Raw genomic sequence first — 25,919 nt, forward strand, 5'->3', positions numbered from 1 at the left:
CGTACCCAATACGTAGCAAGGAGCACCATGAAACTCATCAAAATCGGCGTCGGCGGTCCTGTCGGCGCAGGCAAGACCCAGCTCGTGGAACGCCTGACCCGCCACCTCAGCGCCGAGATCTCGATGGCCGCCATCACCAACGACATCTACACCATCGAGGACGCCAAGATCCTCGCGGCCAACGGGATCCTGCCACTGGACCGCATCATCGGCATCGAAACCGGCGGCTGCCCGCACACGGCCATCCGAGAGGACACGTCGATGAACTCGGCCGCTGTGGAGGAGCTGCGGCTGCGCCACCCCGGCCTCGAAGTCGTCTTCATTGAAAGCGGGGGAGACAACCTTTCGGCCACGTTCAGCCCGGAGCTTGTGGACTTCTCGATCTACATCATCGACGTGGCGCAGGGCGAAAAAATCCCGCGCAAGGCCGGCCAGGGAATGATCAAGTCCGACTTCTTCATCATCAACAAAATGGACCTGGCCCCGTATGTGGGTGCTGACCTCTCCGTGATGGAGGCGGACACTCTCGAGTTCCGCGGCAACAAGCCCTACTGTTTCACCAACCTCAAGACCGACGAAGGCCTGGAGCACGTCATCAACTGGATCAGGCGCGACGTGCTCATGCTTGATCTCCGCCAGTGACGGGTGCGCCGGCGCCCGAACTCCCGGTGCGCCGCGCCGCCGTCGAACTCGCCGGTACTCTCGCCCTCACCGTGGGTGTGCGTGGCGACCGCTGCATCGCCACGAGCCAGTACCACCAGGGCGCGCTGCGTATCCTGCGGCCGCACTACCTCGATGACACCAGCCAGGTCTGCTACGTGGTGGTCAATCCCGGGGGCGGGTACGTCGGTGGCGACGAGTATGAAATCGACATCACTGTGGAAACAGGGGCCCGGCTCCTGCTGACCACACAGTCAGCGACAAAGGTCTACCGCACGCCCGAGACCCGCGCTGAACAGCGGACGCACATCCGGCTCGGTCCTAACGCGAGCCTGGAATCTGTGCCGGACCCGCTGATCGCCTACCGCGGGGCGACTTACCGGCAGGCCACCGTGATTGAGATGCACGGCAGCGCCTCGCTGGTGATGGCCGAGATCGTCACGCCGGGCTGGTCACCGGACGGCGCCCTGTTCGGCTACGACGAAATCCGCCTGCGGAACGAGATCTCGGTCGACGGGCGCCTGGCGGTGCTCGACAACCTGCTGATCCGTCCGCTGACCGGTGCCGCCCCGATAGACGGCATGGCCTTCCTCGAGGACTACACCCACGTCGGTTCCCTCCTGGTTATGGATGCCCGCGTGGACGCCGCGCTGCTGAACGAGCTGCATGAGTTGCTGGTGCCCCTTGCCGACGGCTGCAAGCTGGGCATGTCACTGCTCGACGGCGGCCTGGCTATGCGAGCCCTGTCCCACGCCACCGAGCCGCTGGACGCCGCCATCCGCGCCGGCATCGATTTTCTGCGGTTCCGCTGGCACGGCCAGCCCCGCCTCAACCTGCGAAAGTACTAAATGAAAGCCCTCTTGAACCACCACGAGCGGGAAGCCCTCCCGACGGCCCGCCGCTTGGCGGTCACCTTCGCGGCAGTCGCCGCCCTCCACATCGTTATGCTCGCGCTGCTGGCCGATTCACTGCGCACAAACCACAACCCTGTGGTGCTCGGCCTGCTCATCACCGCCTACCTGGCCGGTGTGAAGCACAGCTACGACTGGGACCACATTGCGGCGATCGACAACTCCACCCGCCGCTTCGCCGCCCAAGGCCGCAGCCCCGTCAGCGTGGGCTTCGCCTTCAGCATGGGCCACAGCATGGTCGTCGTGCTTGCCGGCGTGCTTGTGGTCAGTGGTGCCGGCATCATTCAGGACGCACTTAATGACGGCTCGTCCGCGAACATGGTTTTGAGCATTACCGGGGCATCTGTCTCGGGCCTGTTCCTGCTGACCATCGGTGTTTACAACGCCGCCGCGTTCCGGCGTACCGCCTTGTTGTACCGCCGGGTCAAGGACGGTGCCACCGTCACGCGCGAGGCGCTGGCACCGACCGGGCTCGTGGCCCGCCTGCTCGACAAACCGCTCTCCCGCGTCAACCGCCCACGTGACATCTTTGTCCTGGGCTTCCTCTTCGGCCTCGGCTTCGACACGGCCTCGACCATCGCGTTCCTGCTCCTCACGGCGACGGCCGCCCTCGCCGGCATCTCCCCGGTCGCGCTGATGGCCCTGCCCTTCGGCTTCATGGCGGCTATGACCTTATGCGATACGGTGAACGGCGTCGCGATGATGAAGATGTACCGAAGCGCCGTTGTGGACCCCAAACGCCGTATCGGTTTCAACATGATCATCACAGGTGTGTCCGCAGCCTCTGCCCTGTTCATCTCGATCATCACCATCGCAGGCGTACTGCACGCGATGCTCGGACTCACCGACCCGGTGACCACCTTCCTTGCCGAACTCGACCTCAGCCACGCCGGGCTGGTCCTCGTGGCGCTGCTGCTGTTCATCTGGGGTGCGCATACCGGGGTGCGCCGCGTCGGCGACGCCGCCTCAGCCACAACGGGCGGAAACCCGCAGGGATAGGGCTCCACGGCGGGATCGCCTTGGTGCCGCCGGCGCCAGGCCGGGGGCCGCGCTACTCGGCGGACGGCCGCTGCCGTTGCCGTTTCGTCGCCGACCGCTGCTCCTTGGCGGCGAGGCGACGGCGGTTCGAACCCCGGGTGGGTTTGGTCGCCCGACGGCGGGGGCCTTCGGGTGCCAGACCTTCCGCCACAAGCTCGGCGAGCTTCGCCAGGGCGGTCTCTCGGTTGCGCAGCTGGGAGCGTTGCTCGGAGGAGGCCACGGTGATCACCCCGGCGACGAGGCGTGGTCCAAGCCGCCTGAGCAGCATCAGCCGCTGGTCATCCGTGAGCACGGCGGAGCCGGCGATGTTCCACGAGACTTCCGCACGGCTGTCTGTCGTGTTGACGTGCTGACCGCCTGGCCCGGACGACCGCGAGAACCGCCAGCGGAGTTCCGACGCCGGAATCGTGAGCGCGGGCGACACCTCCAGATCCATGCAACCAGCGTTGCACACTATGGGCGCTTACCCGCTACGGCTGCGGCAGGGGAGGGAGGTACTGGCAGACCCCTGATAACCAGAGCCCTCGCTAGGACAGGCATGACCGCGTTGTATTGAACGTGAACCGCAGTCCTGCCCCTACCCACAGACCGGAGCCAGCGTGACCGCCGTCGTAACCCCGATTCCCGCACGCGAGCAGACAGTCGGCCGCCCCCTGGCGATTGTGCTTGGCCTGCTGACCATCTTCGGTCCCATCTCCATGGACCTCTACCTCCCGGTCCTCCCAGCCCTCACCGCTGAGCTGCAAAGCACGACGTCGGTGGCCCAGTTGACCATCACCGCCTGTCTGCTGGGCCTCGCCATCGGCCAATTAGTAGCGGGGCCGCTCTCGGACCGCCTCGGGCGGCGGACGCCGCTGCTGATCGGTGTCGTTGCGTACACGGTCACTTCTGTCTTTTGTGCGATCAGCCCGACCGTTGAGACGCTCATCGTCGCGAGGTTTGTCCAAGGCCTCGCCGGAGCCGTGGGCATCGTCATTGCGCAGGCCGCCGGGCGGGACGTCTACTCGGGCGCCAAACTCATTCGCTACTACGGCCGCCTCACGGTTCTCGGCGGACTGGCCGCCATCATCGGCCCGGTCATCGGCGGGCAACTCGCCACCGTCACCGACTGGCGCGGAGTCTTCCTATTTCTCGCAGCCGTCGGCGTCGCCGTCCTGCTGGCGTCATTGGTGGTCTTCCAGGAGACCCTGCCGGCGAACCGCCGGGTGACCGGAGGGTTTTCGCAGACCCTCCACGGTTTCCGCCGGCTCCTCGCTGACCGCGTATTCGTCGGGGCCGTGCTGATCACCGGTTTCACGTACTCGGCGGTCTTCGCCTATCTGAGCGGGGCAACCTACATACTCCAAGGCATGTATGGGCTCTCCCCGCAGGGCTACTCGTTCGCGTTCGGCCTGAATTCACTGGGCTTTGTGGTCTTCGGGTTCATCGCCGGCCGGCTCGCTGAACGGTGGTCCGAACGTGGGACGCTCACCGCGGGCCTGATAATGACGGCGGCCGGCGCCTTGGGGCTGCTGGCGGCGGCGGCCCTGCACCTGCCGCTGATTGCCATTGTCCTGTCCCTGTTCACCATGGTCAGCGGCGTGGCCGTCACCAGCCCGCCGGCCACGTCGCTTGCCCTCAAGGATTATCCCGATATCGCTGGGACGGCATCCTCATTGTTGGGACTGGCCCGGTACGCCTTCGGCGGCATCGCCGCTCCCTTGGTGGGCATCGGCGGCGCCAACGACGCCGTCCCCCTCGGCATCGTCGCGACCGCTTCAGCGGCAGCGGCCGTGCTTTGCCTGTGGCTGGTCAAGAGGCGGCGTGGTCAGGATCGAATTCGCTGACCCGGACCACACTCGCACACTGTCTATGGGTCTTTGTCAGCGAGGCTTGTAGACGTCCGCGCGGTGCTCGATGCGGTGGACATATAAGGTGTGCTCTTCAACATCGAGGGTGAACAACACGCGGTAGTCACCGCGGCGTGCGGTGCGCAGGCTCAGGAGTTCACTTGTGAGGGGCTTGCTGAGCCGGCGTGGATTGTCGGCCAGAACTCCAGTAACGAATTCGACAATTGCGGCAGCAGCCTTCTCCGGCAGCCGACGAAACCCCTTCAGCGCGGGGCTGGTAACTTCGATTCTCCAGGGGCCCTGCTCGTTCGATGGTTCCTCAGTCACCTCGGCGGTAGCCCAAACTCTCGGCGCAGGTCATCGCCGCTGACGGTGTTCCCTGCCTCGATGTCGCGCCGGGCCTGTTCCAAATCTGTCCTGATGTCCGGCTGCGATAGCCAGTGGATGGTTTCCTGGAGTGACTCGAGGTCGTCAGCGGACATCAACACCGCTGACGGGTGCCCGTGGCGGGTGATCTGGATGATCTCATGCGTCTTGTCCGCCTCCTCCACGAGTGCGGAAAGCTTGTCCTTGGCTTCGCTAAGGGGCACGGTTTTCATACTGTGATTATAGCCTGAAGTCAGGCTATTTAATGGCCTGACTTTTAGCCGATAATTGAACTCGCGGAGGCTCAGCTGATGTCACTGCTTAGATCCGCCGCGTCACCCCGTCCGCTCCACCGCCGCCAGGATCGCCTGGCCCAGTTCCACAGGCTTGGTGAACTGGGGCCAATGCCCGGTGGGGAGGTCCACGTACTCGACGTCGCGGATGCGGGCCAGCTCGGCGGTGAAGGGATGGCCGGCGTCGATCCATTCGGTGAGGAGCGACGACGGGAACTGGCACGCGATCACAGTCGCCGGAACGTCGTACCTGCGGACGTCATGCAGCCGCTGCCGGCCATGCGCAACGCCCCTGGGCTCGGGGATGGCGCGCGCCCGGAATGACGCGCGCAACTCATCGGTGAGGTCCACCAGATCGGCGTCATCGAAGCCATCCCACGGCGGCAGGGGCACATCGTCGCCCTCGGTGCGCAGCCCGTCATTGATGACGCCGCCCTCGCCCAGGGGTCCGCTGTCCACGTAAATATTCCGGGCAACGCGGTCCGGCCGTGCGTCCGCCACGCCGTGGATGACCGCGCCACCACCGGAGTGCCCCACGAGGACCACCTTTCCGTCGAGACCGTCCAGAACGTTTACGACGGCGGCAATATGGTCCTTCAGAGTGATGCCGCCACGCGGTGCGTCCACAGATTCAAGGCCGGGAAGAGTCAGTGGATGGGTTGTGTGCCCCGACGCCTCCAGGGCAGGCGTCACCTTCTCCCACGACGACGCGTCCAACCAGAAACCGGGTACCAGGATGATGTCCATGACGGAACCCTACTCCGCGGCGCCTGCGCTAAGTAAGGTGCCGGCGCCGGGTAAGACCGGGGCGGTCAGGCCGCCGTCGCGCATTACAGCGACGGCGTCGGTCAGCGGGACGAATTCCGTGTCATGCGTGACCATCACCGTGGCCACCTGGAACTCGTCGGTGACCCGGCGCAGCAGCCCGACGATCGACGCGCTGCGCGCGTGGTCCAGCGCCGCCGTCGGCTCGTCAACCAGCAGCACTTTCGGACTGCCCATCAGGGCCCGGGCAATGTTCACCCGCTGCCGCTGCCCGCCCGAGAGCTGGTGCGGACGCTTGTCCGCGGACGCGGCCAGCCCCACCAGATCCAGGAGTCCCGCGGCGCGCGAACGCGCGGCCCTCAGCGGTTTGCCACGCAGGTGGTGGCCAATCATCAACTGCTCGACGGCGGTCAGGGACGCCAGGAGGTTGGGCTGCTGGAAGATGATGCCCACCTTCTCCCGGCGCAGCGCGGTCAGTTCCCTGTCCTTCAGCCCCGCGGTGTTGATCCCGTCAACGATCACGTCGCCGCTGGTGGGGCGGACCAGGGTGGCGGCGACTGCCAGGAGGCTTGATTTGCCCGAGCCGGACGGGCCCACCAGCGAGACCATCCGGCCCGCTGCGACTTGGAGGCTACGGCAAGCTCGGCGTGGACAACCGGACCTCCGCCATCGAACTGGCCACGCAACGACGGATCATCCTTATGAGGCGAAAATGTCCGACGGCGGTGCAATACTGAGGTTTGCATCACTCGGCAGCCGGGGGAACTTCTGAAATGGTCTTGGATACAGCGACGCTGCGGGTCGCGTTCGGCCTGATGGCTTTGGTCCTGGTGCTGCTGTTCTACTTTTCGGCCTACCGCTACACACGCTCGCCGTACAGCGGCTGGTGGTGCCTCGCTCTGGTGTTCTTCCTGTCCGGATCCACCGCTTTCCTGCTCAACGGAACCCCACACCAGTGGTGGGCCAACACTCTGGGCAACGTCCTGCTGGTCCTCGGCGGTGTAGCCGTCTGGGCCGGCGCACGCTCGCTCCGGGACGTGCGGCCGCTCCGTTGGATCTTCACGGGGCTGCCGGTGGTCACGCTGGTGGCATCCGCCGTCGACCATCCCGGCACCAACACCTGGTCCGGCGGCCCGGTCTTCCTCGCCGCGATGTGCCTGACGGTGGGGCTTGCTTCCCGGGAACTCTGGCGGCTGGAGCCGGGATATTCGCGCGTCCGGGTCCCCATGGCTGCCGCGGCGGCCGGGTTGTCCGCGTTTTATTTCGGCCGGCTGGTGTACTTCCTCCTGGAGGGCCCGAATGGACCCACGTTCGTCACGTATTTCGGGTCCGCAGTGACCACGTTGGTGACCATGGTGCTGCTGGTGGTGGTGTCCTTCAGCATGGCCGCATTGAGCAACGAACAGCAGACCCGGGCCCTGCGGATGGTGGCCACCCGGGACGATCTCACGGGGCTGCTCAACCGCAAAGCTTTCCTGGACCTGGCCGCGGAACTGTTGAATGACAGGGCCGTCACCCAGGGAACGGGCGCCCTGATCCTTGCTGACCTGGACCACTTCAAGGCAGTCAACGATACCCACGGCCATGCCGCCGGTGACCTCGCGCTGCAGGCTTTCGCTGGCGCCTGCCGGGACACCGTCAGGTCAACGGATCTTGTGGGCAGGTACGGCGGGGAAGAGTTCATCCTCCTCATCCCGGGCGCCTCCGCCGACCGGGCGCAAAAAACAGCGGGGGAGGTCAGCCGGCGCCTGGCTGAGGTCCCCACTGCCGACGGGCTGGAGATGCCCACCGTCAGTTACGGTGTGGCACTGTACGACGCCGGGACCTCCGATGTGGAAGACCTCATCGCCGCCGCTGACCGGGCCCTCTATATGGCCAAGTCGTTGGGCCGGAACCGCTCCGTCCACAGCGACCCGCGGGGCTAGCCCGTCAGTTGAGCTTTCCCGCCAGCCGCGTCCGCATCTGAATGCTGGCGGCATTAAGCCCGATCAGCTCCACTTCCAGCCCGTTCCGCCCGCGATCACGGAGAAGGCGATAGCTTCCGGGATCAGTGCCAGCGCCACCACCAGGCCCGCCAGCGCCTCGGTCTTGAGCCGCCGTGGGGAGCGAAGGGTGGCGCGGACTGATTGGAGCTGCTGCGGCGTGCTGGTCCGGGCATCGGGGACGCTTCGTGCGGCCATGGCTGGGTCCAATCGTGCTGGTGAAGCCGGCAGTGGTGGCTTCATTCTTAGGCGGGGATGGGGCGGCGCGACGCCTCATTGCGAAATAGGGGGCACGTCCGCCCCTACCAGTCTGGGGCACGCGCCAAGCCAACTGCTAAAATAACTGGGTTGTAGACCGGCCTATAGCTAGTCCAGCCAGCGCCGTAACGTAAGTAGGGGACCACACAAGACATGACGGCAGGCGGTTCACACATCAGCACTTCGGAGAGCGTCCCCGGTCCGTCGAAAAAGACAGCGGCCGGCACGGAGCTTCCGAAGTCTGCCGTGCCCGCTGTAGCTCCCCCCACCAGGCGCCGGGTGTACATCGCCACCTGGCAGGGGTTCCTCGGCGCCCTCATGATGTTTGTGGGCTCGATCGGAACCGGCTGGATCGCCAACGGCTCACCCATGATCCGCCAGCCGGTGGTCATCGCCCTGCGGACCGAAGGCTGGGGGGTGACGCTGTCCACCGTGCTCCTGACGGTGGGGGCGATGCTCCTGATGCGGTCCTGGCTGCGGCTGGGCCAGCGCCTGGACGACTGGGGCGAACACTCGCTGCGTTCGGTGGTCATAGCCATCTCCGCCTGGTCCCTGCCGCTCCTGCTGGCCGTCCCCATCTTCTCCCGCGATGTCTATGCCTATACCGGCCAGGGCCGCCTGGTCATGGAAGGCCAGAACCCCTACGCCGTGGGCATTTCCACCCTCAACAACTGGTTTGCCCTCGGCGCGGATCCGGCCTGGGCCGAGAACAGGACCCCCTACGGGCCCTACTTCCTGTGGCTCGCCCGCGGCGTGGTGGAGCTGACAGGGGCACAGCCCGACGTGTCCGTCCTGCTGTTCCGCCTGATCGCCGGCGCAGGGGTTCTGCTCTGCGTCATTTACGTGCCCAAGCTGGCCGAACTGCACGGCATCAACGGCGCGCGGGCACTCTGGATCGCGGTGGCCAACCCGCTGTTCCTCATCAGTTTCGTGGCCAGCGCCCACAACGACGCACTCATGGTGGGCCTCGCCGTCGCCGGTGTCTACTTCGCCGCGACGAAGCGCTACATGGCCGGAATCCTCCTTGTCACGGCCTCCATCGGGATCAAGCCGATCACCGTGCTGCTGCTACCGTTCATCGGGGTCATGTGGGCGGGGCACGCCGCCTCGTGGACGCGGAAGTTCCTTATTTGGGGAGCGACGGCGGGAATCAGTTTCGCCGTTCTGGCCGTCAGCGGGATCCCGTACAACCTCGGGTTGGGCTGGGTCTGGGCCATCATGGACCCGACGCCGGGGTACACCGGCTATTCGCCGTCAGGGTTCCTGGGGCAGCAGGTGGAGTTCCTCGGCAACGTGCTGGGACTGCCGGGCGGCACCATCGCGGACCTGCTGCGGACGGGCATGAAGTGGGCGGCCATCGGGCTGGTCCTGCTGCTGATGTTCCGCGGCGACTACTCGCGGGCGGTGCGCCGGCTGGCCCTGGCGTTCACCGCCGTCGTGATGCTTTCGCCCATCATCCAGCCCTGGTACATCCTCTGGTTCCTGCCGTTCCTGGCTGTGACGGGCATCCGGAACGACTGGCAGATCCGGTGCCTCTACGTGGGCGTGACGTTCTTTGTGGTGTTCGGCGCACAGGACCAGCTCTCGATCTGGTCCTTTGTGGAGCTGGCCATTGACGCGTCGTCGCTGGCGTTCGTGACGGCGCTGCTGTTCACGTTCTATCTGCTGGTCCTGGACATCCACACGCGGAAGTTGCTGATCGAGGGTAAACCCCTGGACTGGGCCCGGCGTGGTTGGCGTTGGGTCCTGGACCAGCGCCGCAGCGCCCGCTGAGGCGCGCCGGCTTCGTCAGGTCCTGAGAGTTGACGAGCCGAACTAATGCGCTGGCTGGCGCCGGAGACCCAAGCGGTATCCCAACCAGAACGCCAGTGTCAGCAGGCCCATTGCAATGAGTAAATAACCGGCCCGTGCACCGCTGTCCATCAGGACTATCGTGTCCGCTGTGAAGGTTTGGTTGGACAGGGGCGCGTAGGCGAACCACCCGATCTCCTGCCGGGGCGCCAGGATGGCAGCAAGTCCTGTAGCAACGGCTGCTGCAGCAAGGAGCGGTGCCAGCAGCGGCAGCCAGCGGCGGAACCCCGGCCTGTTTGTGTTGTCTGCCCCCGCGGTCATGGCACTACCCTAGTGCGGCCCGGGTCAGGCGGCCCACATCAGGCGGCCTGCGGGACCGCCTGCGATTTGCGGCCCAGCTCCGCGGTCCGCTTCACCGACCACCACAGCAGCACCACCAGGAGCACGTTGCGCGTGGTCAGGATGGCGGCCATGACCGGGTGGGCGTGGATGAGGGGCGTGTAGAACAGCGGGTAGATCACAAACGTGGTCAGGGCAATGCCCATCAGCAGCGTGGCAGGGACCTTCCACCGCTCCCAGTCGTGCGTGAGGCCGGCGATGATCACCGGGGCCAGCCAGATGATGAACTGCGGCGATCCCACCTTGTTGAACACGATAAACGCCGTGGTCATCATCAGGGCGCCCTCGAGGAAGAGTTCCTCCCGCTCGGCGCCCCGGTTCAGCGCCCGGACCAGCAGGACGGCGGCCACCACGGCGGCGAGGATCAGCAGGGGCTGCATCAGGAACGCGGCCACGTCCGCGCCCGGGCCGTAGACCTCGGTGGAGTTGATGGCCGTGTTGTCCGCCATCTTGGAACCGGCGATGTTGAACACGCTGAGCCACACCCACGGCGTGGAGAATGTGGCTTCCAGCTGCATGCCGCGCTCGCCCTGGTTGGTCAGGAAGTCCATGATGTGCGGCAGGCCGCCGGACAGGTACGTGCCCAGGCCCACGACGGCGGTGACTGCGACGCCGGACACCAGCACCTGGATCCGTTTCCGGCTGGCAATGACGATCGGCACCAGGACCGCTGCCGGCCACACCTTGAGCCAGGTGGCCACGCTCAGCAGGATCCCTGCCACCACGGGGCGTTCGGCCGCGTACAGCAGGGCAATCAGCACGATGGGGGCGGTAATTCCCTCCACCCGGGCGAAGCTGAGGTAGCCCATAAAGACGGTGAAAAACAGCCACCACCAGGCCGGGGCGATGCCCTTCACCTTCCGCGGCCCGCGCGTCAGGAATGCAAGCCCGACGGCGTTGAGGCCTGTGATGATGAGGAACCAGCACAGGAGGTACAGGCTGGGTCCGGCAATGTTCGCGAGGAAGATGGGGATCTGCGCCAGCACCGGGTACACCCAGGGGCTGATCTTGCCGTCCAGGCTGTCCGGGCTGTAGCCGTCCATGGCCCACTGGCGGTACTGCTCGGTGTCGCTGAACGTATCGCCGTTGAGGAAGAAGGACGCCATCCAGCCGAGGAAATACAGGTGGATGACCGCGAAGCCCCACCAGACGCTGGACGGACGGGCGAACCAGTCCACCACGCGGGCGGGCAGGACTGTGCGGCGGACGCTGACCAGCCGGTCGAAGAACTTTGTGGAAATCTCAGGACTCCTTGAGCGCGGGGACGGACGCTGAAGTCTTTTTGCCCAGCGAGTACAGGCGCCGGACCGACCACAGGAACAGGACCACCAGAAGGACGTTGCGGATGGTCAGCACACCGGCCATAAGGGGGTTGTTGTGGCTGAGGGCATCATAGAACAGCGGGTAGATGAAGAACGTGGCCACCGCGATCGCGATGAGCATGGCCGCGGGGACCCGCCACTCACGCCAGCTGTGCGCCAGGCCCACCGCTACGGCCGGGGCGAGCCACACCATGAACTGGGGCGAGCCCACCTTGTTGAACACCACAAAGGCGGTGGCCAGGGTAAGCGCCCCGGCCAGCAGCAGCTCGGTACGGTCCACGCCGCCGTCGGCCTTTCCGTTGCTGTTGAGCTTGCCGTTGTGCAGCGCCCAGAAGGTCAGTCCGGCCACGAGCAGGGCAGCAAGAATGAGGAGCGGCTGCATCAGCACGGACATCACCGCGGTGCCGGGTCCGTCCACCTGCATGGAGTTGATATCGGTGTTCATGTACATCCGGGAGTCGCCGATGTTCAGCACGGACAGCCACAGCCACGGGGTGGTGAACGTTGCCTCGAGCTGCATGCCCCTGTCACCCTGCTGGGTCAGGAAGTTCAGCAGCTTGGACACACTGCCAACCGCGGCGGCAAGTGCCACCACCACCGCTGACGTGGCCACGCCCGCCAGCACCACCAGGAGGCGGTTCTTGACCACGGCGAACAGGGCCAGCATCACCGCGGCCGGCCAGACCTTTACCCACGTGGCGGCGGCGAGCAGGACCGACGCGACAAACGGCCGGCCCACACCATAGGCCAGGGCCACCAGGACGATCGGTGCGGTGAGGCCGTCCACGCGTGCGAAGCCGAGCCAGCCCATCAGCAGCGTGAAGATCAGCCACCACCAGGCCGCCGGGATGGCGTCCTGGTTGCGGCCACGGTCCGTGAGCTTGGCCAGGGCCCAGCCGTTGAGGAGGGTGGTCATCAGCACCCACAGGAAGAAGAACGGTCCGGGGCCGGCAAGCCCTGCCAGCGCCATGGGGATGAGCGCGAGGATGGGGTACACCCAGGGGCTGGGGCCACCGCTGAGGTTCGCTTCGTCGAAACCGGCCCGGGCCCAGTCGCGGTAGATGAACGTGTCGCTGAACGCTTCGCCGCGCAGGGAAAGCAGCGCCGCGAAGATCAGGAAGCCCAGGTGCACCAGGATAAAGCCCGTGAGCAGTCCACGCGGCGTGTTCAGCCAGGACCGTGCGGCCGCAGGCAGGATGACGTTGCGGATCCGGGTGAGCGTGGCGAAGAATGCGTCCGTGGAAATGGCGGAATCCTTGTCAGAGAGGGGCAAAAACGTGCCGGATCTTGCCGCGGGGCTGGAGCCGGGAGCATCGGAGGTCCGTGTACAACAGCCTCCACCATGAGTCAAGGGTAGTTGAATGTCAGCGGTGCCCAATAATCCTGCGGCTCCGCGATTGGTCTACTCGGACTTGGTCTGGCGGTAGCGCACGATCTGTTTGAGCCGCCGCAGGAGGCTGTCGCGCCGCGGGTGCGGGACGGCGTCGGGCGCCTCTGCGGTGAGGTCAATGTGTTTGGTGCCGTATTGCCACAGCAGGAGGTCATCCAGCAGGCGGTCCGGGCCGGGGGAGTAGCGGTGGTCCAGTGCCTTGCGGACCTCGGTGATCCGCTGGGCGCTGAGCAGGCCTGCCAGCTGGACGGTCTGGTTGAGGCCGTGGGCAGCCATGAGCTCGGCGGCCCAGCCCCAGTCGTCATCCACTTTGCGGTCCACGTGCGGCAGCAGCGTGCGCCAGACGTCCCGGATCCGGTTGGGTGTGAGCTGCGCGGCGCCTTCGCCCTCCATGTCCCAGTAGCTGCGGACTTCCTCGTAGCGTTCGTGGAGGTCCGCGAAGGCGCTTTCCACTGTTTCCAGCATGGCGGCGGTGGCGGTGAACTGCCGGTCGAAATGCGGCGTCCAGGCGCGGGGGTCCTCGGCTTTGAAGCGGATGTCGTGCTCGATCTCGCTCCATGCGTGGGCGAAGACGGTGCGGATCTGGCATTCGAAGAAATAGCTGCCGTTGGCCGGAATATCCGGGTTGAAGGCCTGCTGGTAATCCTTCACCGCCTCGTTCTGGATGGTGCGCAGGATCAGGTGGCGGCTCGAATAGCCGTACGTGCCGGACTCGATGGAACCGATGTCCTTCTCCCGGTCCCCGCGGCAGTCAAACACCTGCCGCTGGCGCTTGATGATGTTGGCCACCAGGGCATTCTCGGTTGGCAGTTTGGTGATGACGCGCACGCCCACCATGTCGTTGAGGGTGCGGAACGGGTCCGGGAACTTCAGCACCGGGGGTCCGCCGGGTTCCAGCGGTTCCTCAATCCGGGAGATCTTCTCCCGGAAGGATTCCACCGACTTGGTGCGCCCGGTGACAAAGAGCGGCGTGACCTCGGTGTCCTTCAACATGTCGCGGAGGATATGGAGAACGTCCTTGGTGACCAGCTTCAGGGCAGGGCGGACGCGCTCGTAGATCTCCACGTTCTCCTGCACGGATTCACGCAGGCTGATGTCCAGGGCGTCCCAGTTACTCGGCATGCCCCCAGCTTACGGCGGGGGTGTGACAGCACCCCATCAGGACGCTCTCTCACTTATTCTAAGAAATGCGGCAACGCTCTCTCACTTTCTTAGGGAAAGTGAGAGAGCGTTGGCTATGAAGGGGCCGTTGCCGAGGTGGAGTTGCGGACCACCAGGGAGCTTTCCAGGGTCAGCTGCGGCTGCTCCAGCTGGTGGCCTTCCATAAGTCGGCGCAGCTGCCCGCCGGCCTTCAGCCCCAACGAGGTCGCCGGCAGATGCACGCTGGTCAGGCTGGGATTGCTGGTGGCGGAGTACGGCAGATCATCGAAGCCGGCGATGGCCAGCTGGCCCGGGATCTGGACGCCTGCCACCCGCGCTTCCTGCAGCACCCCATAGGCGTGGGTGTCAGTGCAGTAGACGACGGCGGTGACCCGGGCCTGCTGCCACGCGGGCCAGGCGGCGGCGAACGCGGCGGCAGACGCCCCGACGTCGATGGTGGTCCTGATGATGTGGCCGGGCCCCACCGATATTCCGTGGGCCGCTGCCTCGTCCAGGAAGGCTTCGCGGCGGATGGCGAACGTCGCTGTGCCGGTGACACTGTCCACGTAGGCCACCTGCCGATGCCCTGCATTTGCCAGGTGTCCCGCCAGCTCCCCCGCGCCGTGTGCAACGTCCAGATTGACGGACGGCGCGTAGGCTTCCAGCCCTGGGGCATCGAGCAGGACCACGGGGCCCGCGGCAGAAAGTTCTTCCAGGAATTCGGCGTTTGGGGCACCCACGAGCAGCCCGGCCGGCCGGAGTGCCATCAGCTTCCGGACGTCGCCGGCCTGCGGAAATTCGCCCGCGTCGGTGACGGACAGCAGCAGCTGGTAATCAGCCCCGAGTGACTCCCGGACCCCGGCGATCACCTTGGCGAAAAACGGGTTGGAGATGTCCGGAGACACGAGGATCACGATGGAGCTGACGCCTTTGGCCAGCGAGCTGCCGATCCCGTCCACCACGTACCCGAGCTCGGAAATTGCGTCCCGCACTCTGGCAATGTTGTCCTCAGAAACGCGGCCGGCAGTCTTGCCGTTGGCCACCAGGGAAACCGTCGCCGTCGAGACGCCGGCGCGGGCCGCGACCATGGCGGCGGTGATGCGCCGAGAGCGGACGGATTGCTGCACCTGCTCCGCGGATTCCATCCTTCGATCGTAGTAGGCGTGGAGGGCCGGTGCTGCCCGCCGGTGTTCTAGACGAGAGTGGAGGTGTCGATGACGAACCGGTAGCGGACGTCGGAGGCAAGGACGCGTTCGTAGGCATCGTTGATCTTGCTGGCCGGGATGACTTCGATTTCGGCACCGAGGTTGTGCTCGGCGCAGAAGTCGAGCATTTCCTGGGTTTCGCGGATCCCGCCGATCATGGAGCCGGCGAAGGAGCGGCGGCCCATGATGAGGGCGAACGCGTTGACCGGGAGCGGTTCAGCGGGAGCACCGACGTTGACCAGGGCGCCGTCGAGGGTGAGCAGCTGCAGGTAGGCACTGATGTCGATCGATGCGCTCACGGTGTTGATGATCAGGTCGAAGCTGCCGGCGAGATCCTCAAAGGTGGTCTCGTCGCTGGTGGCGTAGTAGTGGTCCGCGCCCAGCTTCAGCCCGTCCTCCTGTTTTTTTAGCGACTGTGAAAGTACGCTGACTTCCGCGCCCATGGCGTGGGCGAGCTTAACGGCCATGTGGCCGAGGCCGCCCAGGCCGACGACGGCAACTCTCTTCCCGGGGCCGGCACCCCAGTGCCGCAGTGGGGAGTACGTGGTGACGCCCGCGCACAGCAGGGGAGCGGCGGCGTCGAGCTCGATGCCTTCGGGGATCCGCACAACAAAGTCTTCGGTCACGACGACGTGCGTGGAGTAACCACCCTGCGTGATGGTGCCGTCGCGGTCCACAGCGCCGTAGGTGCCGACGTTGCCATTCAGGCAGTACTGCTCTTCGCCCTTGAGGCAGTTGACGCATTCGCGGCAGGAGTTGACCATGCAGCCGACGCCGACCCGGTCGCCGATAGCGTGCTTGGTGACCGCCGTGCCGATCTCGGTGACGATGCCGGCGATCTCGTGGCCGGGGGCCAATGGGTAGGACTGGGGACCCCAGTCCCCGCGGACGGTGTGGATGTCAGAGTGGCAGATGCCGGCGAACTTGATGTCGATCAGGACATCAAGGGGGCCGACGTCGCGGCGTTCGATCTTCGTGGGAACGAGCGGCTCAGCGGCGGACGGTGCGGCGTAGGAACTAACGGTAAACATTCTTTTCTCCTGTTTAGGGGGTGCCTTTGCATCAATATCACCCTATTTCCATCGGCTGAAGAAGGCTGCGTTTATGGGGGTACAAGCTCTCCCCCCTTTAGCCTGGTGAACCGGGGCTATCGTGGAGTCATGGACAACCTGCCCGACAACCGCGCCGACATCCGGGACTTCCTGGCCAGCCGCCGCGCCAAAATCCGCCCGGAGCAGGTGGGGCTTCCCGCGGGCAGCCGTCGCCGCGTTCCCGGACTGCGCCGCGAAGAGGTTGCTGTCCTCGCCGGAGTGAGCACCGAGTGGTACGCGCGGCTGGAGAAGGGCAACATCAGTGGCGTGTCTGACGACGTCCTCAAGGCCGTCGCCGGGGCACTGCACCTGAATGATGAGGAATGCCTGTACCTTTTCGAGCTGGCACGGGCCGCCCGGCCCATGCGCCGGACGCATTCCCGCCGCAAGGAAGTGGGGCTGGCGGTCGCTGTCCATTGGCTGCTTGACTCCATCACCATGTCGGCCGCGTTCGTCCGCAATGGCCGCCTCGATATCGTGGCCTCTAATGCGCTGGGGCGTGCACTCCACGCGCCCATGTTTGCCAGCGAAACCACCACTGCCAACGGCCAAGCAAACTTCGCACGCTTTCACTTCCTCGACCCGGCCGCACGGGAGTTCTTCGTCGACTGGGACGCCGGCGCCGCGGCCACCGCCGCCCTGCTGCGTGCCGAAGCCGGCCGTGAGCCCAACGACCGCTCTCTGCGCGAACTCGTAGGCGAACTATCCACCTTGAGCCCCGAGTTCCGCACGCTGTGGGCATCGCATGACATCCGTTTCCGACACGAGGGAACCAAGCGGCTGCGACACCCCGTGGTAGGCGACCTGGAGCTGACCTACCAGTCCCTGACGACCACCTCCCCGGGTGCCGTCAACGACGTCAGCTTCTACACCGCTGAACCCGGGACGACCCACGAAGAGCGCATCAAACTCCTTACGAGCTGGGCGGCCACGGCGGTTTCGGAAGCAGCAAAACCGAACAATTGACGCGCACGCGTGACGAGCTTTGACTGAAAGGACACCATGGAACTCGCCGATCTCCTTGAGGCGCTGAATGCCGGACACACCATCACCGGGGACTCGCCGTTGCATGAGGTCATGCACCGGGTCAGCCAGGTTGCCCTGCGCATCACTGGCGAACTCAATGGCGGATATCAGGAACCGGAGCGGGTACGGGAGCTGTTAGCTCAGCTGACCGGCAAGCCGGTTGACGAATCTGTGACGGTTTTCCCGCCCTTCTACTCCGACTTCGGGAAGAACATCTCCCTCGGGGAACGGATCTTCATCAATTCCGGGTGCAAGTTTCAGGACCAGGGCGGTGTGGTCATCGGGGACGACTGCCTGATCGGGCACAACGTGGTGATAGCCACGCTCAACCACGACCTCATGCCGAGCCGTCGCGCGGACATGCACCCGGCCCCTGTGGTCATTGGCCGCAATGTTTGGATCGGGGCCAACGCCACAATTCTGCCGGGCGTGACGATCGGTGATGATGCCGTCGTGGCGGCTGCGTCCGTGGTCACGAAGGACGTACCGGAAAGTGCCATTGTTGTGGGGTCGCCTGCACGGGTAGTGCGCTCGCTGACCGACTGAACCCACCGGAGTCGGAAGCACCACACCCAAACCCGCCCCCAAGAAGATCATTCTTGACTGCGACCCCGGGCATGACGACGCCGTGGCCATCCTGCTCGCGCACGGCAACCCTGATATTGAACTGCTGGCCGTCACCACCGTGGTGGGCAACCAGACGCTCGAAAAGGTCACCAAGAACGCGCTCGCCGTCGGGACCATCGCCGGCATCACCGGGGTGCCTTTTGCCGCCGGCTGCGGCCGGCCCCTGGTCCGCACCATCGAAACCGCGCCGTCCATCCACGGCGAGACGGGCATGGACGGCCCCGCACAGCCCGAGTCCACCATCGAACTGGACCCGCGCCACGCCGTCGACCTCATCATCGACACCGTGATGGCCCACGAGCCAGGCACGGTCACCCTCGTACCCACCGGCGGCCTCACCAACATCGCGCTGGCAGCCCGCAAGGAACCGCGCATTGTGGAACGCGTCAAGGAAGTTGTCCTCATGGGCGGCGGCTACCACGTGGGCAACTGGAGCGCCGTGGCCGAATTCAACATCATCATCGACCCCGAAGCCGCCCACATCGTGTTCAACGAAAAATGGCCCGTAGTGATGGTGGGCCTGGACCTCACCCACCAGGCCCTGGCCACTCCGGACGTGGTGGAGAAGATCGCAGCTGTGAGAACCGGACCCGCCAAGTTCGTGATGGAACTGATGGAGTTCTTCACCCAGACCTACAAGGACGCCCAGGGCTTTGACTTCCCGCCCGTCCACGATCCCTGCGCCGTGGCCTACGTGATCGATCCCAGCATCGTCACCACCCGCAAGGTTCCCGTTGACATCGAACTCCAGGGCACGCTGACGCTCGGCATGACCGTGGCCGACTTCCGCGCTCCCGCACCAGATGACTGCACCACCTCCGTGGCCCTTGACCTGGACCACGCCCGTTTCTGGGACCTCGTCACGGATGCCCTCGTGCGCATCGGTGAGCCCGACGTCGGCGCTCCCGCCGCCGCTGCTGAACCCGCCGCCCTTGCAGCAGCCACGGGAGGCAAGTAGATGACCGCCACCCTCACTGAGGCAAAGACCAGCCGGGGCAACGTCACCGCCCTGATGGTCGCCCTGCTGGCCGCGTGCGTCGCGTTCCAGCTCAACGCCTCCATGCTCAGCCCCGCCTTGGTCACCATGGGCAAGGAACTGAACACCGATCAGGCCGTCATCGGCCTCTCCCAGACCTGGTTCTTCACCGCCGCCGCCCTGTTCTCCCTCTTCCTGCCCCGCCTGAGCGACATCATCGGCCGGAAGAAAATCCTGATCGGCATGATGCTCCTGATGGCCGTTGGTTCGGTCATCGCGGCCATGGCCCCCGACGTGACCTGGCTCTTTGTGGGCCGCATCATCCAGGGCGTCAGCGGCCCCACCGTGCCGTTGTGCCTGATCATGCTGCGCTCCGCCGTCAGCAACCCGCGCAAATACGGGACGCTCATGGGCCTCATCACCGCGGTCAACGGCGGCGTAGCCGGCGTCGACGCCTTTGTGGGCGGCTACTTCGCCGAGCACTTCGGGTTCCGCAGCATCTTCTGGCTCATGGTGGTCCTGGCCCTCGTCGCCACCGCCCTGATCGCCTTCCTCGCCGGCGAGAGCAAGCCGGCCGCCGGCACCTCCATGGACTGGCTGGGCGTGTTCTTCATCGTGGTTGCGGTGGGTGCGCTGCTCACGGCCCTCAATGAGGGTTCCAAGCTGGTGGGCGGGTTCGCGCCCGGCACGCTCATGCTGGCGATCGGACTGGTGGTGATTGCCGCCGTCGCGTTCTACGCCTTCTGGACCGTGGAAAAGCGGTCCAAGCAGCCCATGGTGGAAACGGTCCACCTGCGCCAACGCTCCACGTGGGCGCCGCTGCTGACCACCACGCTGACCATGACCGGCATCTTCGCCGTCATCAACGGGATCGTGCCGGCGTATGTGCAGGCTGCTGACCCGGGATTCGGCATCGGCCCCACCGAAATGTCGCTGATCATCCTCACCCCGTACGCCCTGCTCGGCTGGCTGGTGGGTCCCATCAGCGGCAGGCTCGCGCCGGTACTCGGCTACACCAAGGTCCTGCGCATCGGCATGCTGGGCAGCATCGCCGCCCTGGCCATCATCGCGTTCTTCGGCCTCAGCAGCCTGCCCATGATGATCGCCGGAACGGTCTTGCTGGGCATCATGTACGCCGGTACGGTCAACATCATGCTGAACGGCCTCGGAGTTGTCCTCTCACCCGCCGGAAACCCGGGATTCCTGCCCGGCATGAACGCGGGCGCCTTCAACCTGGGCGCCGGCTTGAGCTTCCTGGTGCTGCCCGCAGTGCTGGTGGCCACCTCGGCTCTCGGCGACGCCAAGGCGTCCTACCTCTCCGTGGTGGTGACGGGCCTGGTCATCACGGTGGCCGCGTTCGCCGCGTCGCTCCTGATCCCCAAGCCCGTCGAGGCTGAGGTGACCGAATGACCGCCGCAACAGCCGGCACCCGCGGCCGGATCGTCGTCGTCGGTTCCCTGAACGCGGACCTGACCATTTATTGCGAGCGGCTGCCGCTGCCCGGCGAGACGGTGCACGGCAACGGTTTCGCCGTGAACCCGGGCGGCAAAAGCGCCAACCAGGCCGTCGCCGCCAGCCTGCTGGGCGGGTCCGTCAGTCTTGTGGGTGCCGTGGGCGTGGACGCCAACGGCGACATGCTCCTGTCCTCCGCTGCCGGCGCCGGGGTGGACATCTCCGGCGTGCGCACCTCAGCAACCGAGGCCACCGGCGTCGCCGTCATCGCCGTGGATTCCAGCGGCGAAAACAACATCATCATCTCCGCCGGCGCCAACGGCACCCTCTCGCCGGCGGACGTCGCCGCTGCGGCGGAAACGTTCGACGGCGCCGCAGTGGTCTGTCTCTGCCTGGAAGTCAGCCTTGACACGGTTGAGTCCGCCGCCCGGGCAGGGCACGACGCCGGCGCCACAGTTCTGCTGAACCTCTCGCCGTACGCGGAAATCCCGCAGGCGCTGGCGGACCTGACCGACGTCCTGCTGGTCAACGCCCATGAGGCGTCGCTGTTCCTCGGCTCCGCCGGGAATCCCGGTTCCGCCGAAATTCCCGGCAGCGACGCGGATGTCAGCCATTGGGAAGCGGTCAGGCTGCACTTCGCCGAGCGGGGCCTGCAACGCGTCCTGGTCACGCTGGGGGCCCACGGCTCGGTGGTGCTGGATTCGCTGGCGCCTTCGGGGCAGCAGCTGGTCCGGGTGGCACCCATCAAGGTCAAGGCGGTGGACACGACCGGCGCGGGCGACGCCTTCACGGGGGCGGTAGCCGCCCGCCTGGCAGCCGGTGCGCCGCTGGCTGACGCCGCCGCCTTCGCCTCGATTGCCGCCGCGCTGGCCACCGCCCGCAAGGGAACGCAGGCAGCCTATCCGCAGGTGGCGGACGTGGAGCGCCTCCTCGCCTCGGGAACCGTCTGACGGTCTGAGGGCAGTACAAAAGAAGCGCCCGACGGCGGCAGTCTCCTGCCGCCGTCGGGCGCTTCCTTGTGTGCCTCTTACCGCAGTCGGGGTTACCGGCTGTGGCTACCGGCCGGTGTCTGCTGCCGGACCGCGGCCGGCGTGAACCGGGCCCCCGTTTCCGGGAAGGAGGGGACCTCGATCCGGGCGTGGGTGTGGACCTCCTCGACGGTCCTGCGGGTGTGTTCGGCGATGGCCTCCATGGTGGTGACCCACATTCCGTCCATTGATTTCACCCGTTCAATCAGCTTCTCCAGGGCCACGGCCTTGGACGGCCGGCCCGAGATGAACGGGTGGTTGGTCAGGACAAAACAGCTGCCCTGGGCATGGTGTGCCTCAGCCTCCAGGGTCCACATTTCCAAGACCTTGGCCGGGCTTTCGATGACACCGCTGCCAGTGACTCCGGGGTAGAACGCGTACTGCTCCCAGTCATCCAGGGTCCAGTCGACCGGGATCTCCACGATGTCCCGGCTGTCGCCGGGGGCGACGCCGAAACGGTACGGTGCGTCGCCGTCGAGCAGGCTCGAATCGTAGAGGAAACCTCGGTCCGCCAGGAGCGCAGGGGAGTGCCAGTTCAGTTCCCACCACGGCGCGCGGTACCCCACCGGTTCCACACCGACCCTTGCGAGGGCCTCCAGCCCGCGGTCGATGTACCGGGCCTCGGTCTCGGCGTCGATGCCCTGCATGGGCTCGTGCAGGTACCCGTGGTGGGCCACCTCGTGCCCGGCGTCCACGATGCGCCGGACCGTGTCCGGGTAGCAGTCTGCCGTGAAGCCGGGAACGAAGAAGGTGGCCCGGATGTCCTGTCGCTGGAGGATCTGAAGCAGCCGCGGGACCGCCACCTTGGGCCCGTACGACTGGTGGGTCATCAGGGACATCCGGCGCGTGCTCTTCGGATCGTGGGCGATGGTGCAGGACTCGGCGTCGACGTCGAACGTGAATGAGGCTGCTGCCCGCTTACCGTCAGGCCAGGTGATGGGATGGGCTGAGTCCGCGAATGCTTCAAAGGTCATGTCTTGTTTCCTTGAGTTTCAGTGTCCGCCAGTAATTCAGGTCCGGGGCGTTTCAGAGACCGGCGGGGGCGTTGGTCTGGGCGTCGAATCCGAGGTCTGCGGACGCCGGGTGGGCGGCGGTGTCCGTTTGGTCGGCCTCGAGGTATTTGCGGTGGACCTTCGGCCCGAGGATGGCGTAGCTGCCGGCACTGGCAAGGCCGCCGGCAAGCCAGGACAGGTCCCAGCCGCCCAGAGCCACGGCAATGGGGCCCTGCATCGCCGGAACGAGTCCGTACATAAACAGCCAGGTGGCGAAGATGCCGACCAGGAGGGAGACGACACCTGCCCAGTTGACGCCGGGGAGGCGTTTGGTGCCGACGGCGTCGAAGAGCCTCTCCGGGTTGCCCGGCCAGCGCTTCTCGATCCAGAAGTAGTGGACCAGCATGACTCCGCCCCACGCGGCAACCCACGCCACGAGCCCGATGAGCCAGGCGTCGAGGACTGTTGCGAAGTCTTCCTGGAAGATGAAGAACACGACGGCGGCGAGGGAGAAGACGCCGACGAACAGGTTGAGTTTGCGGCGGCTGATGGTGATGTCCAGCGACTGCGTGGCGACCGAAAAGGTGTAGATGTTGAGGATGTTGGTGGCGATGGGGCCGTGCAGCACCATCAGCAGCACCGGCAGCGCGAGGACGCCGAAGTTCTGGACGATGAGCTTCCCAGGGTCGATTTCGCCGCTGTTGGTGGCCAGGCTTGCGCCGAGGATGCCGAGCCAGACAACCGGGATGAACTGGCCAAGGACCGACGCCAGGTAGACCTTTTTCTTGGGAACTTGGGTACTCACGAACCGGGAGTAGTCGGCGGCGTAGGTGAACCAGGTGATGCCCCAGCCGATGCCGATGGCGGTCATCACGGCGCTCATGGCCGCGATCCGTTCGGAGCCTTCCAAAATGTTGCCGGCGGGGCCAGCGTACGTCCAGTTGATCTTCATGCCGAACCAGGCCACGGCGGACATGACGGCCAGGATGAGGATGGTGGGCGGCACGGTCCACTTTTCGAAGGCTGCGATGGCTTTGTAGCCGAACCAGGCGATGGCTACCTGCGCGGCCATGATGGCGGTGGCGACGCCGATCTTCCAGCCATAGTTGTGTGCTGTGGGATCCACCCATCCGAGCGTGCCGAAGAGTGCCATGACCAGGTCCAGGATGATCCACGTGTTAACCGCGCACCAGCCGATCACCAGGACCGCCTGGATGGCTGCCGGCAGGTAGTTGCCGCGGCGGCCGAAGGCTGCGCGGGCCAGGACCATGCCGGTGGCGCCGGTCTTCTGGCCGAGGAGGACGAAGCAGCCGAACAACAGCATTCCGATCAGGTTCCCCAAAACCAGAACGGTGACCGTGTCCGCGAAGCCGAGGCCGAGATGGATGCCGAGGGCACCCAGTACCCAGTTGATCGGTGCAAGGTTTGCGCCGGCCCAGATCCAGAACTGACCCGAAACTTTCTGAGTTCGCTGGGACTCGGGAATCGGCTGAAGCCAGGCTTCGCAGTCCTCGGCCGGCGTCATTGCCGGCCCTGGCTGCGTTGTGGAGAGGTTGTCTTGCATGGGGGAGCCTCCATGAGTAAAAGGGATAAGCCCAGATTATGTGGCCCAGGCCACATGCACCACATACAATGTGTCTGCCAGTTCATGAGAAAACGCGACGGAGTGTCATGCCAATACGCCTGCAGGATGTCTTGAAACATTCCACCCTCACGCCGGCGGACCCTGTGATCCGCGCAGCGGCGGCCATTGCGGCCCAGACGCAGCTGCGCTGGATTCATTCCAGTGAGGTATTGGACATTGCCCCGTTACTTGGCGGCGGTGAACTGTTGCTCACCGGCGGTCAGGCCCTCGTCTCGGCAACGGATAAGCGGCGTATTGGCTACATCTGGGAACTGGCGGAACGTGGAGTGGCTGCGCTGGCCATAGAGACTGGCACGGAGCTGGCCTCGATACCGTCGTCGATGGTGGCAGCAGCTGAAGCCGCCGGGCTTCCCTTGATAGAGCTCCGCAAAGTTGTGCCCTTTGTCGGCGTCATGGAAGCGATCAACTCGTTGCTTGTGAGTGAGTCAGCTGCCCACTTGCAGCAGGCTGACCAGGCCAGCCATGCCATGGCAGTGGAGCTGGCCCATGGCGGCAGCCTTGATCGGATCCTGGCTGTCCTGGCGGACGCTACCGGCTCGGAAGTTGAGCTGACGTCCACCGCGGGCGCCCCGCTGGCCAGCGCGCTGCCGGCTGATCATGCGGAGGAGCCGGAACCCGGAGCGTCTATCGAGGCCGCGCCGGATCGTGCGCGGATCATCCAGGTTGACGTGTCCGTGCGTGGCATCCCTTCAGCCCGCCTTACGCTTCACGCCCTGGCGGGAGCTGATGTGAACCTGGCGAGGATCGCGGGCAACCGCTCGGTGGACATTCTGGCGTTGGCCCTGCTGCAGCGCATGCCCCCGGGCCTGAAGGAGATGGCGGGTGCGGCGCTGATCCGCGCCGTCGATTCCGGAACTCAAAACTGGCGGCTCCAGCAGCTCGCTCCGGCAGCCGGGATCCCGTTGGCCGCGCAGCTGGTGGCTGTTGTGGTTCGGTCCCCCGGCTCACGGCAACCCCGGATGGCCGTGGAGCACCTGCTGGAGCGGGTGGGGCATCACAGTGCAAGTTACGCCGACAACGCGGAACTCTTGGCGCTGGCCGTTCTCCGCCCCGGGAAGACGCAGGAAGACCGGGACGCAATTCTGGCCGGACTGCAGTCGCTGGCGTTGCCGGAGGGAACTGTCAGCGCCGTCGGTCCGGTGGCCACCGGAATCTCCGCCGCGCAATGGTCCCTGACGGAAGCCCGGCTGACGCTGGACCTTGCCGCCGGCGCCGAGCCGCTCAAGGCCGGGCCGCTCAGAGCCGGGCCGGGACAGTCCGGAGTGGTCCTCGACGCCGACGCTTTCGCGGTGGAGCGGCTCGCTTTCCATTCCCTGGATGACACGCAGCGCACGGACTATGTCAGCCAGCAGCTCGGCGCCCTCCTCGTCCACGATGCCCAACGAAATTCCGCGCTTGTTGAGACGCTGCGGGTCTGGCTGGATTCCGGCTGTAACACGGCGCAGGCTGCGCGTGAGCTGCACCTGGAGCGCCAGTCGATGCATCAGCGGCTGCAGCGAATCTTCTCACTCTGCGGCGGCGATCCCCGCGGAACGGGCCGTCTGGCAGCGCTGCACCTGGCCGCCCGGCTCGCCGCACTCTAGCCGGCCCCGGGCAACGCTCTCTCACTTGATGTGGGTTTTCCGGCGATCCCCTCTCCGTCAAGCTGGTTGTGAGTCATTCATTAACTTTTTGATTGAAGGAGCCGGCGATGCCCGTTGATAACAAGGGTTTTACGCGTGAAGAGATCCGTG

At 65.8% G+C, this 25,919-nt stretch carries 24 protein-coding genes and 2 pseudogenes; 12 read left to right on the forward strand and 14 right to left on the reverse strand.

Features of this window, described 5'->3' with window-relative positions:
- The first annotated feature begins 27 nt into the window (after positions 1-27).
- Genes ureG through ACX80X_RS17535 form a run of 3 tightly spaced genes read left to right on the forward strand, consistent with a single transcriptional unit; the run spans position 28 to position 2,570 of the window.
- Positions 28-642 carry an urease accessory protein UreG gene (gene ureG, locus ACX80X_RS17525; RefSeq protein WP_056347453.1) on the forward strand — a complete coding sequence of 205 codons (615 nt, stop codon included), beginning with the start codon at positions 28-30 and terminating at the stop codon, positions 640-642.
- Positions 639-1,508, forward strand: a complete 870-nt coding sequence (locus ACX80X_RS17530) for an urease accessory protein UreD (RefSeq protein ID WP_459309750.1) — start codon at positions 639-641, stop codon at positions 1,506-1,508. The genes ureG and ACX80X_RS17530 overlap by 4 nt, the downstream gene beginning before the upstream one ends.
- Positions 1,509-2,570 (forward strand): HoxN/HupN/NixA family nickel/cobalt transporter, encoded by a 1,062-nt coding sequence (locus ACX80X_RS17535; RefSeq protein ID WP_252614908.1) that lies wholly within the window; start codon positions 1,509-1,511, stop codon positions 2,568-2,570.
- Between the two features lie 52 nt (positions 2,571-2,622).
- On the opposite strand, the gene arfB is transcribed toward ACX80X_RS17535, so the two are convergent.
- Positions 2,623-3,045, reverse strand: a complete 423-nt coding sequence (gene arfB, locus ACX80X_RS17540; protein WP_252609388.1) for an alternative ribosome rescue aminoacyl-tRNA hydrolase ArfB — start codon at positions 3,043-3,045, stop codon at positions 2,623-2,625.
- A 163-nt stretch (positions 3,046-3,208) separates the two neighbouring features.
- Here arfB and ACX80X_RS17545 point away from each other — a divergent pair, with 163 nt between their 5' ends.
- On the forward strand, positions 3,209-4,435 hold the full coding sequence (locus ACX80X_RS17545; RefSeq protein WP_459312869.1) for a multidrug effflux MFS transporter: 1,227 nt from the start codon (positions 3,209-3,211) through the stop codon (positions 4,433-4,435).
- A gap of 36 nt (positions 4,436-4,471) precedes the next feature.
- Here the strand turns inward: ACX80X_RS17545 and ACX80X_RS17550 are convergent, their stop codons facing one another.
- The 4 genes and pseudogenes from ACX80X_RS17550 to ACX80X_RS17565 all read right to left on the reverse strand — a co-directional run.
- Positions 4,472-4,765 carry a type II toxin-antitoxin system RelE family toxin gene (locus tag ACX80X_RS17550; RefSeq protein ID WP_252609390.1) on the reverse strand — a complete coding sequence of 98 codons (294 nt, stop codon included), beginning with the start codon at positions 4,763-4,765 and terminating at the stop codon, positions 4,472-4,474.
- Positions 4,762-5,037 (reverse strand): type II toxin-antitoxin system Phd/YefM family antitoxin, encoded by a 276-nt coding sequence (locus ACX80X_RS17555; RefSeq protein ID WP_056347465.1) that lies wholly within the window; start codon positions 5,035-5,037, stop codon positions 4,762-4,764. Before ACX80X_RS17555 ends, ACX80X_RS17550 begins: the two co-directional genes overlap by 4 nt.
- A gap of 102 nt (positions 5,038-5,139) precedes the next feature.
- Positions 5,140-5,844, reverse strand: a complete 705-nt coding sequence (locus ACX80X_RS17560) for an alpha/beta fold hydrolase (RefSeq protein ID WP_459312871.1) — start codon at positions 5,842-5,844, stop codon at positions 5,140-5,142.
- A 9-nt stretch (positions 5,845-5,853) separates the two neighbouring features.
- A pseudogene (locus ACX80X_RS17565) lies at positions 5,854-6,495 on the reverse strand (ABC transporter ATP-binding protein); the annotation flags it as partial.
- 140 nt (positions 6,496-6,635) lie between these two features.
- On the opposite strand from ACX80X_RS17565, the gene ACX80X_RS17570 reads away from it, so the two are divergent.
- Positions 6,636-7,787, forward strand: coding sequence for a GGDEF domain-containing protein (locus tag ACX80X_RS17570; RefSeq protein ID WP_252603829.1), 1,152 nt, complete (start codon positions 6,636-6,638; stop codon positions 7,785-7,787).
- A gap of 87 nt (positions 7,788-7,874) precedes the next feature.
- Here ACX80X_RS17570 and ACX80X_RS17575 read toward each other — a convergent pair.
- Positions 7,875-8,042 (reverse strand): annotated as a pseudogene (locus ACX80X_RS17575) (SulP family inorganic anion transporter); the annotation flags it as partial.
- Positions 8,043-8,255: 213 nt separating this feature from the next.
- Here ACX80X_RS17575 and mptB point away from each other — a divergent pair.
- The gene (mptB, locus tag ACX80X_RS17580; protein ID WP_459312873.1) at positions 8,256-9,875 is read left to right on the forward strand and encodes a polyprenol phosphomannose-dependent alpha 1,6 mannosyltransferase MptB; all 1,620 of its coding nucleotides are present in this window, start codon (positions 8,256-8,258) and stop codon (positions 9,873-9,875) included.
- 42 nt (positions 9,876-9,917) lie between these two features.
- Here mptB and ACX80X_RS17585 read toward each other — a convergent pair whose 3' ends face one another.
- The 6 genes from ACX80X_RS17585 to ACX80X_RS17610 form a co-directional block, all read right to left on the reverse strand.
- Positions 9,918-10,214, reverse strand: a complete 297-nt coding sequence (locus ACX80X_RS17585; RefSeq protein ID WP_459312875.1) for a hypothetical protein — start codon at positions 10,212-10,214, stop codon at positions 9,918-9,920.
- 38 nt (positions 10,215-10,252) lie between these two features.
- Complete coding sequence (locus tag ACX80X_RS17590) at positions 10,253-11,473, reverse strand: DUF2029 domain-containing protein (RefSeq protein ID WP_252603837.1); 1,221 nt, start codon at positions 11,471-11,473, stop codon at positions 10,253-10,255.
- A gap of 61 nt (positions 11,474-11,534) precedes the next feature.
- Positions 11,535-12,860: a glycosyltransferase family 87 protein gene (locus ACX80X_RS17595; RefSeq protein ID WP_374209951.1), complete on the reverse strand. Its 1,326-nt coding sequence runs from the start codon at positions 12,858-12,860 to the stop codon at positions 11,535-11,537.
- Between the two features lie 156 nt (positions 12,861-13,016).
- Positions 13,017-14,126, reverse strand: a complete 1,110-nt coding sequence (locus tag ACX80X_RS17600) for a GTP pyrophosphokinase (protein ID WP_459312877.1) — start codon at positions 14,124-14,126, stop codon at positions 13,017-13,019.
- A gap of 113 nt (positions 14,127-14,239) precedes the next feature.
- Positions 14,240-15,289, reverse strand: coding sequence for a LacI family DNA-binding transcriptional regulator (locus ACX80X_RS17605; protein ID WP_252603752.1), 1,050 nt, complete (start codon positions 15,287-15,289; stop codon positions 14,240-14,242).
- A gap of 47 nt (positions 15,290-15,336) precedes the next feature.
- Positions 15,337-16,380: an NAD(P)-dependent alcohol dehydrogenase gene (locus ACX80X_RS17610; protein WP_252603749.1), complete on the reverse strand. Its 1,044-nt coding sequence runs from the start codon at positions 16,378-16,380 to the stop codon at positions 15,337-15,339.
- Between the two features lie 129 nt (positions 16,381-16,509).
- Here ACX80X_RS17610 and ACX80X_RS17615 point away from each other — a divergent pair, with 129 nt between their 5' ends.
- The 5 genes from ACX80X_RS17615 to ACX80X_RS17635 are packed head-to-tail and all read left to right on the forward strand — an operon-like array spanning position 16,510 to position 21,471.
- A complete protein-coding gene (locus ACX80X_RS17615; protein ID WP_459312879.1) occupies positions 16,510-17,406 on the forward strand; it encodes a helix-turn-helix domain-containing protein in 897 nt (298 codons plus the stop codon).
- Positions 17,407-17,442: 36 nt separating this feature from the next.
- Positions 17,443-18,012 (forward strand): DapH/DapD/GlmU-related protein, encoded by a 570-nt coding sequence (locus tag ACX80X_RS17620; protein ID WP_252603743.1) that lies wholly within the window; start codon positions 17,443-17,445, stop codon positions 18,010-18,012.
- Between the two features lie 46 nt (positions 18,013-18,058).
- Complete coding sequence (gene uriH, locus ACX80X_RS17625; protein WP_252603755.1) at positions 18,059-19,051, forward strand: uridine-preferring nucleoside hydrolase UriH; 993 nt, start codon at positions 18,059-18,061, stop codon at positions 19,049-19,051.
- Positions 19,052-20,479, forward strand: coding sequence for a uridine transporter UriT (gene uriT, locus ACX80X_RS17630; RefSeq protein ID WP_252603740.1), 1,428 nt, complete (start codon positions 19,052-19,054; stop codon positions 20,477-20,479). It abuts the gene before it with no gap.
- On the forward strand, positions 20,476-21,471 hold the full coding sequence (locus ACX80X_RS17635) for a ribokinase (protein WP_252603737.1): 996 nt from the start codon (positions 20,476-20,478) through the stop codon (positions 21,469-21,471). Before uriT ends, ACX80X_RS17635 begins: the two co-directional genes overlap by 4 nt.
- Before the next feature lie 92 nt (positions 21,472-21,563).
- Here the strand turns inward: ACX80X_RS17635 and ACX80X_RS17640 are convergent, their stop codons facing one another.
- Together ACX80X_RS17640 and ACX80X_RS17645 are read right to left on the reverse strand one after the other, a co-directional pair.
- Positions 21,564-22,523 (reverse strand): polysaccharide deacetylase family protein, encoded by a 960-nt coding sequence (locus tag ACX80X_RS17640; RefSeq protein WP_252603734.1) that lies wholly within the window; start codon positions 22,521-22,523, stop codon positions 21,564-21,566.
- A 52-nt stretch (positions 22,524-22,575) separates the two neighbouring features.
- Positions 22,576-24,105: a purine-cytosine permease family protein gene (locus ACX80X_RS17645; protein ID WP_252603731.1), complete on the reverse strand. Its 1,530-nt coding sequence runs from the start codon at positions 24,103-24,105 to the stop codon at positions 22,576-22,578.
- A 107-nt stretch (positions 24,106-24,212) separates the two neighbouring features.
- On the opposite strand from ACX80X_RS17645, the gene ACX80X_RS17650 reads away from it, so the two are divergent.
- Positions 24,213-25,769: a helix-turn-helix domain-containing protein gene (locus ACX80X_RS17650; RefSeq protein WP_459312883.1), complete on the forward strand. Its 1,557-nt coding sequence runs from the start codon at positions 24,213-24,215 to the stop codon at positions 25,767-25,769.
- The last annotated feature ends 150 nt before the right edge of the window (positions 25,770-25,919 follow it).

It is taken from the genome of Pseudarthrobacter sp. MDT3-1, assembly GCF_054510755.1.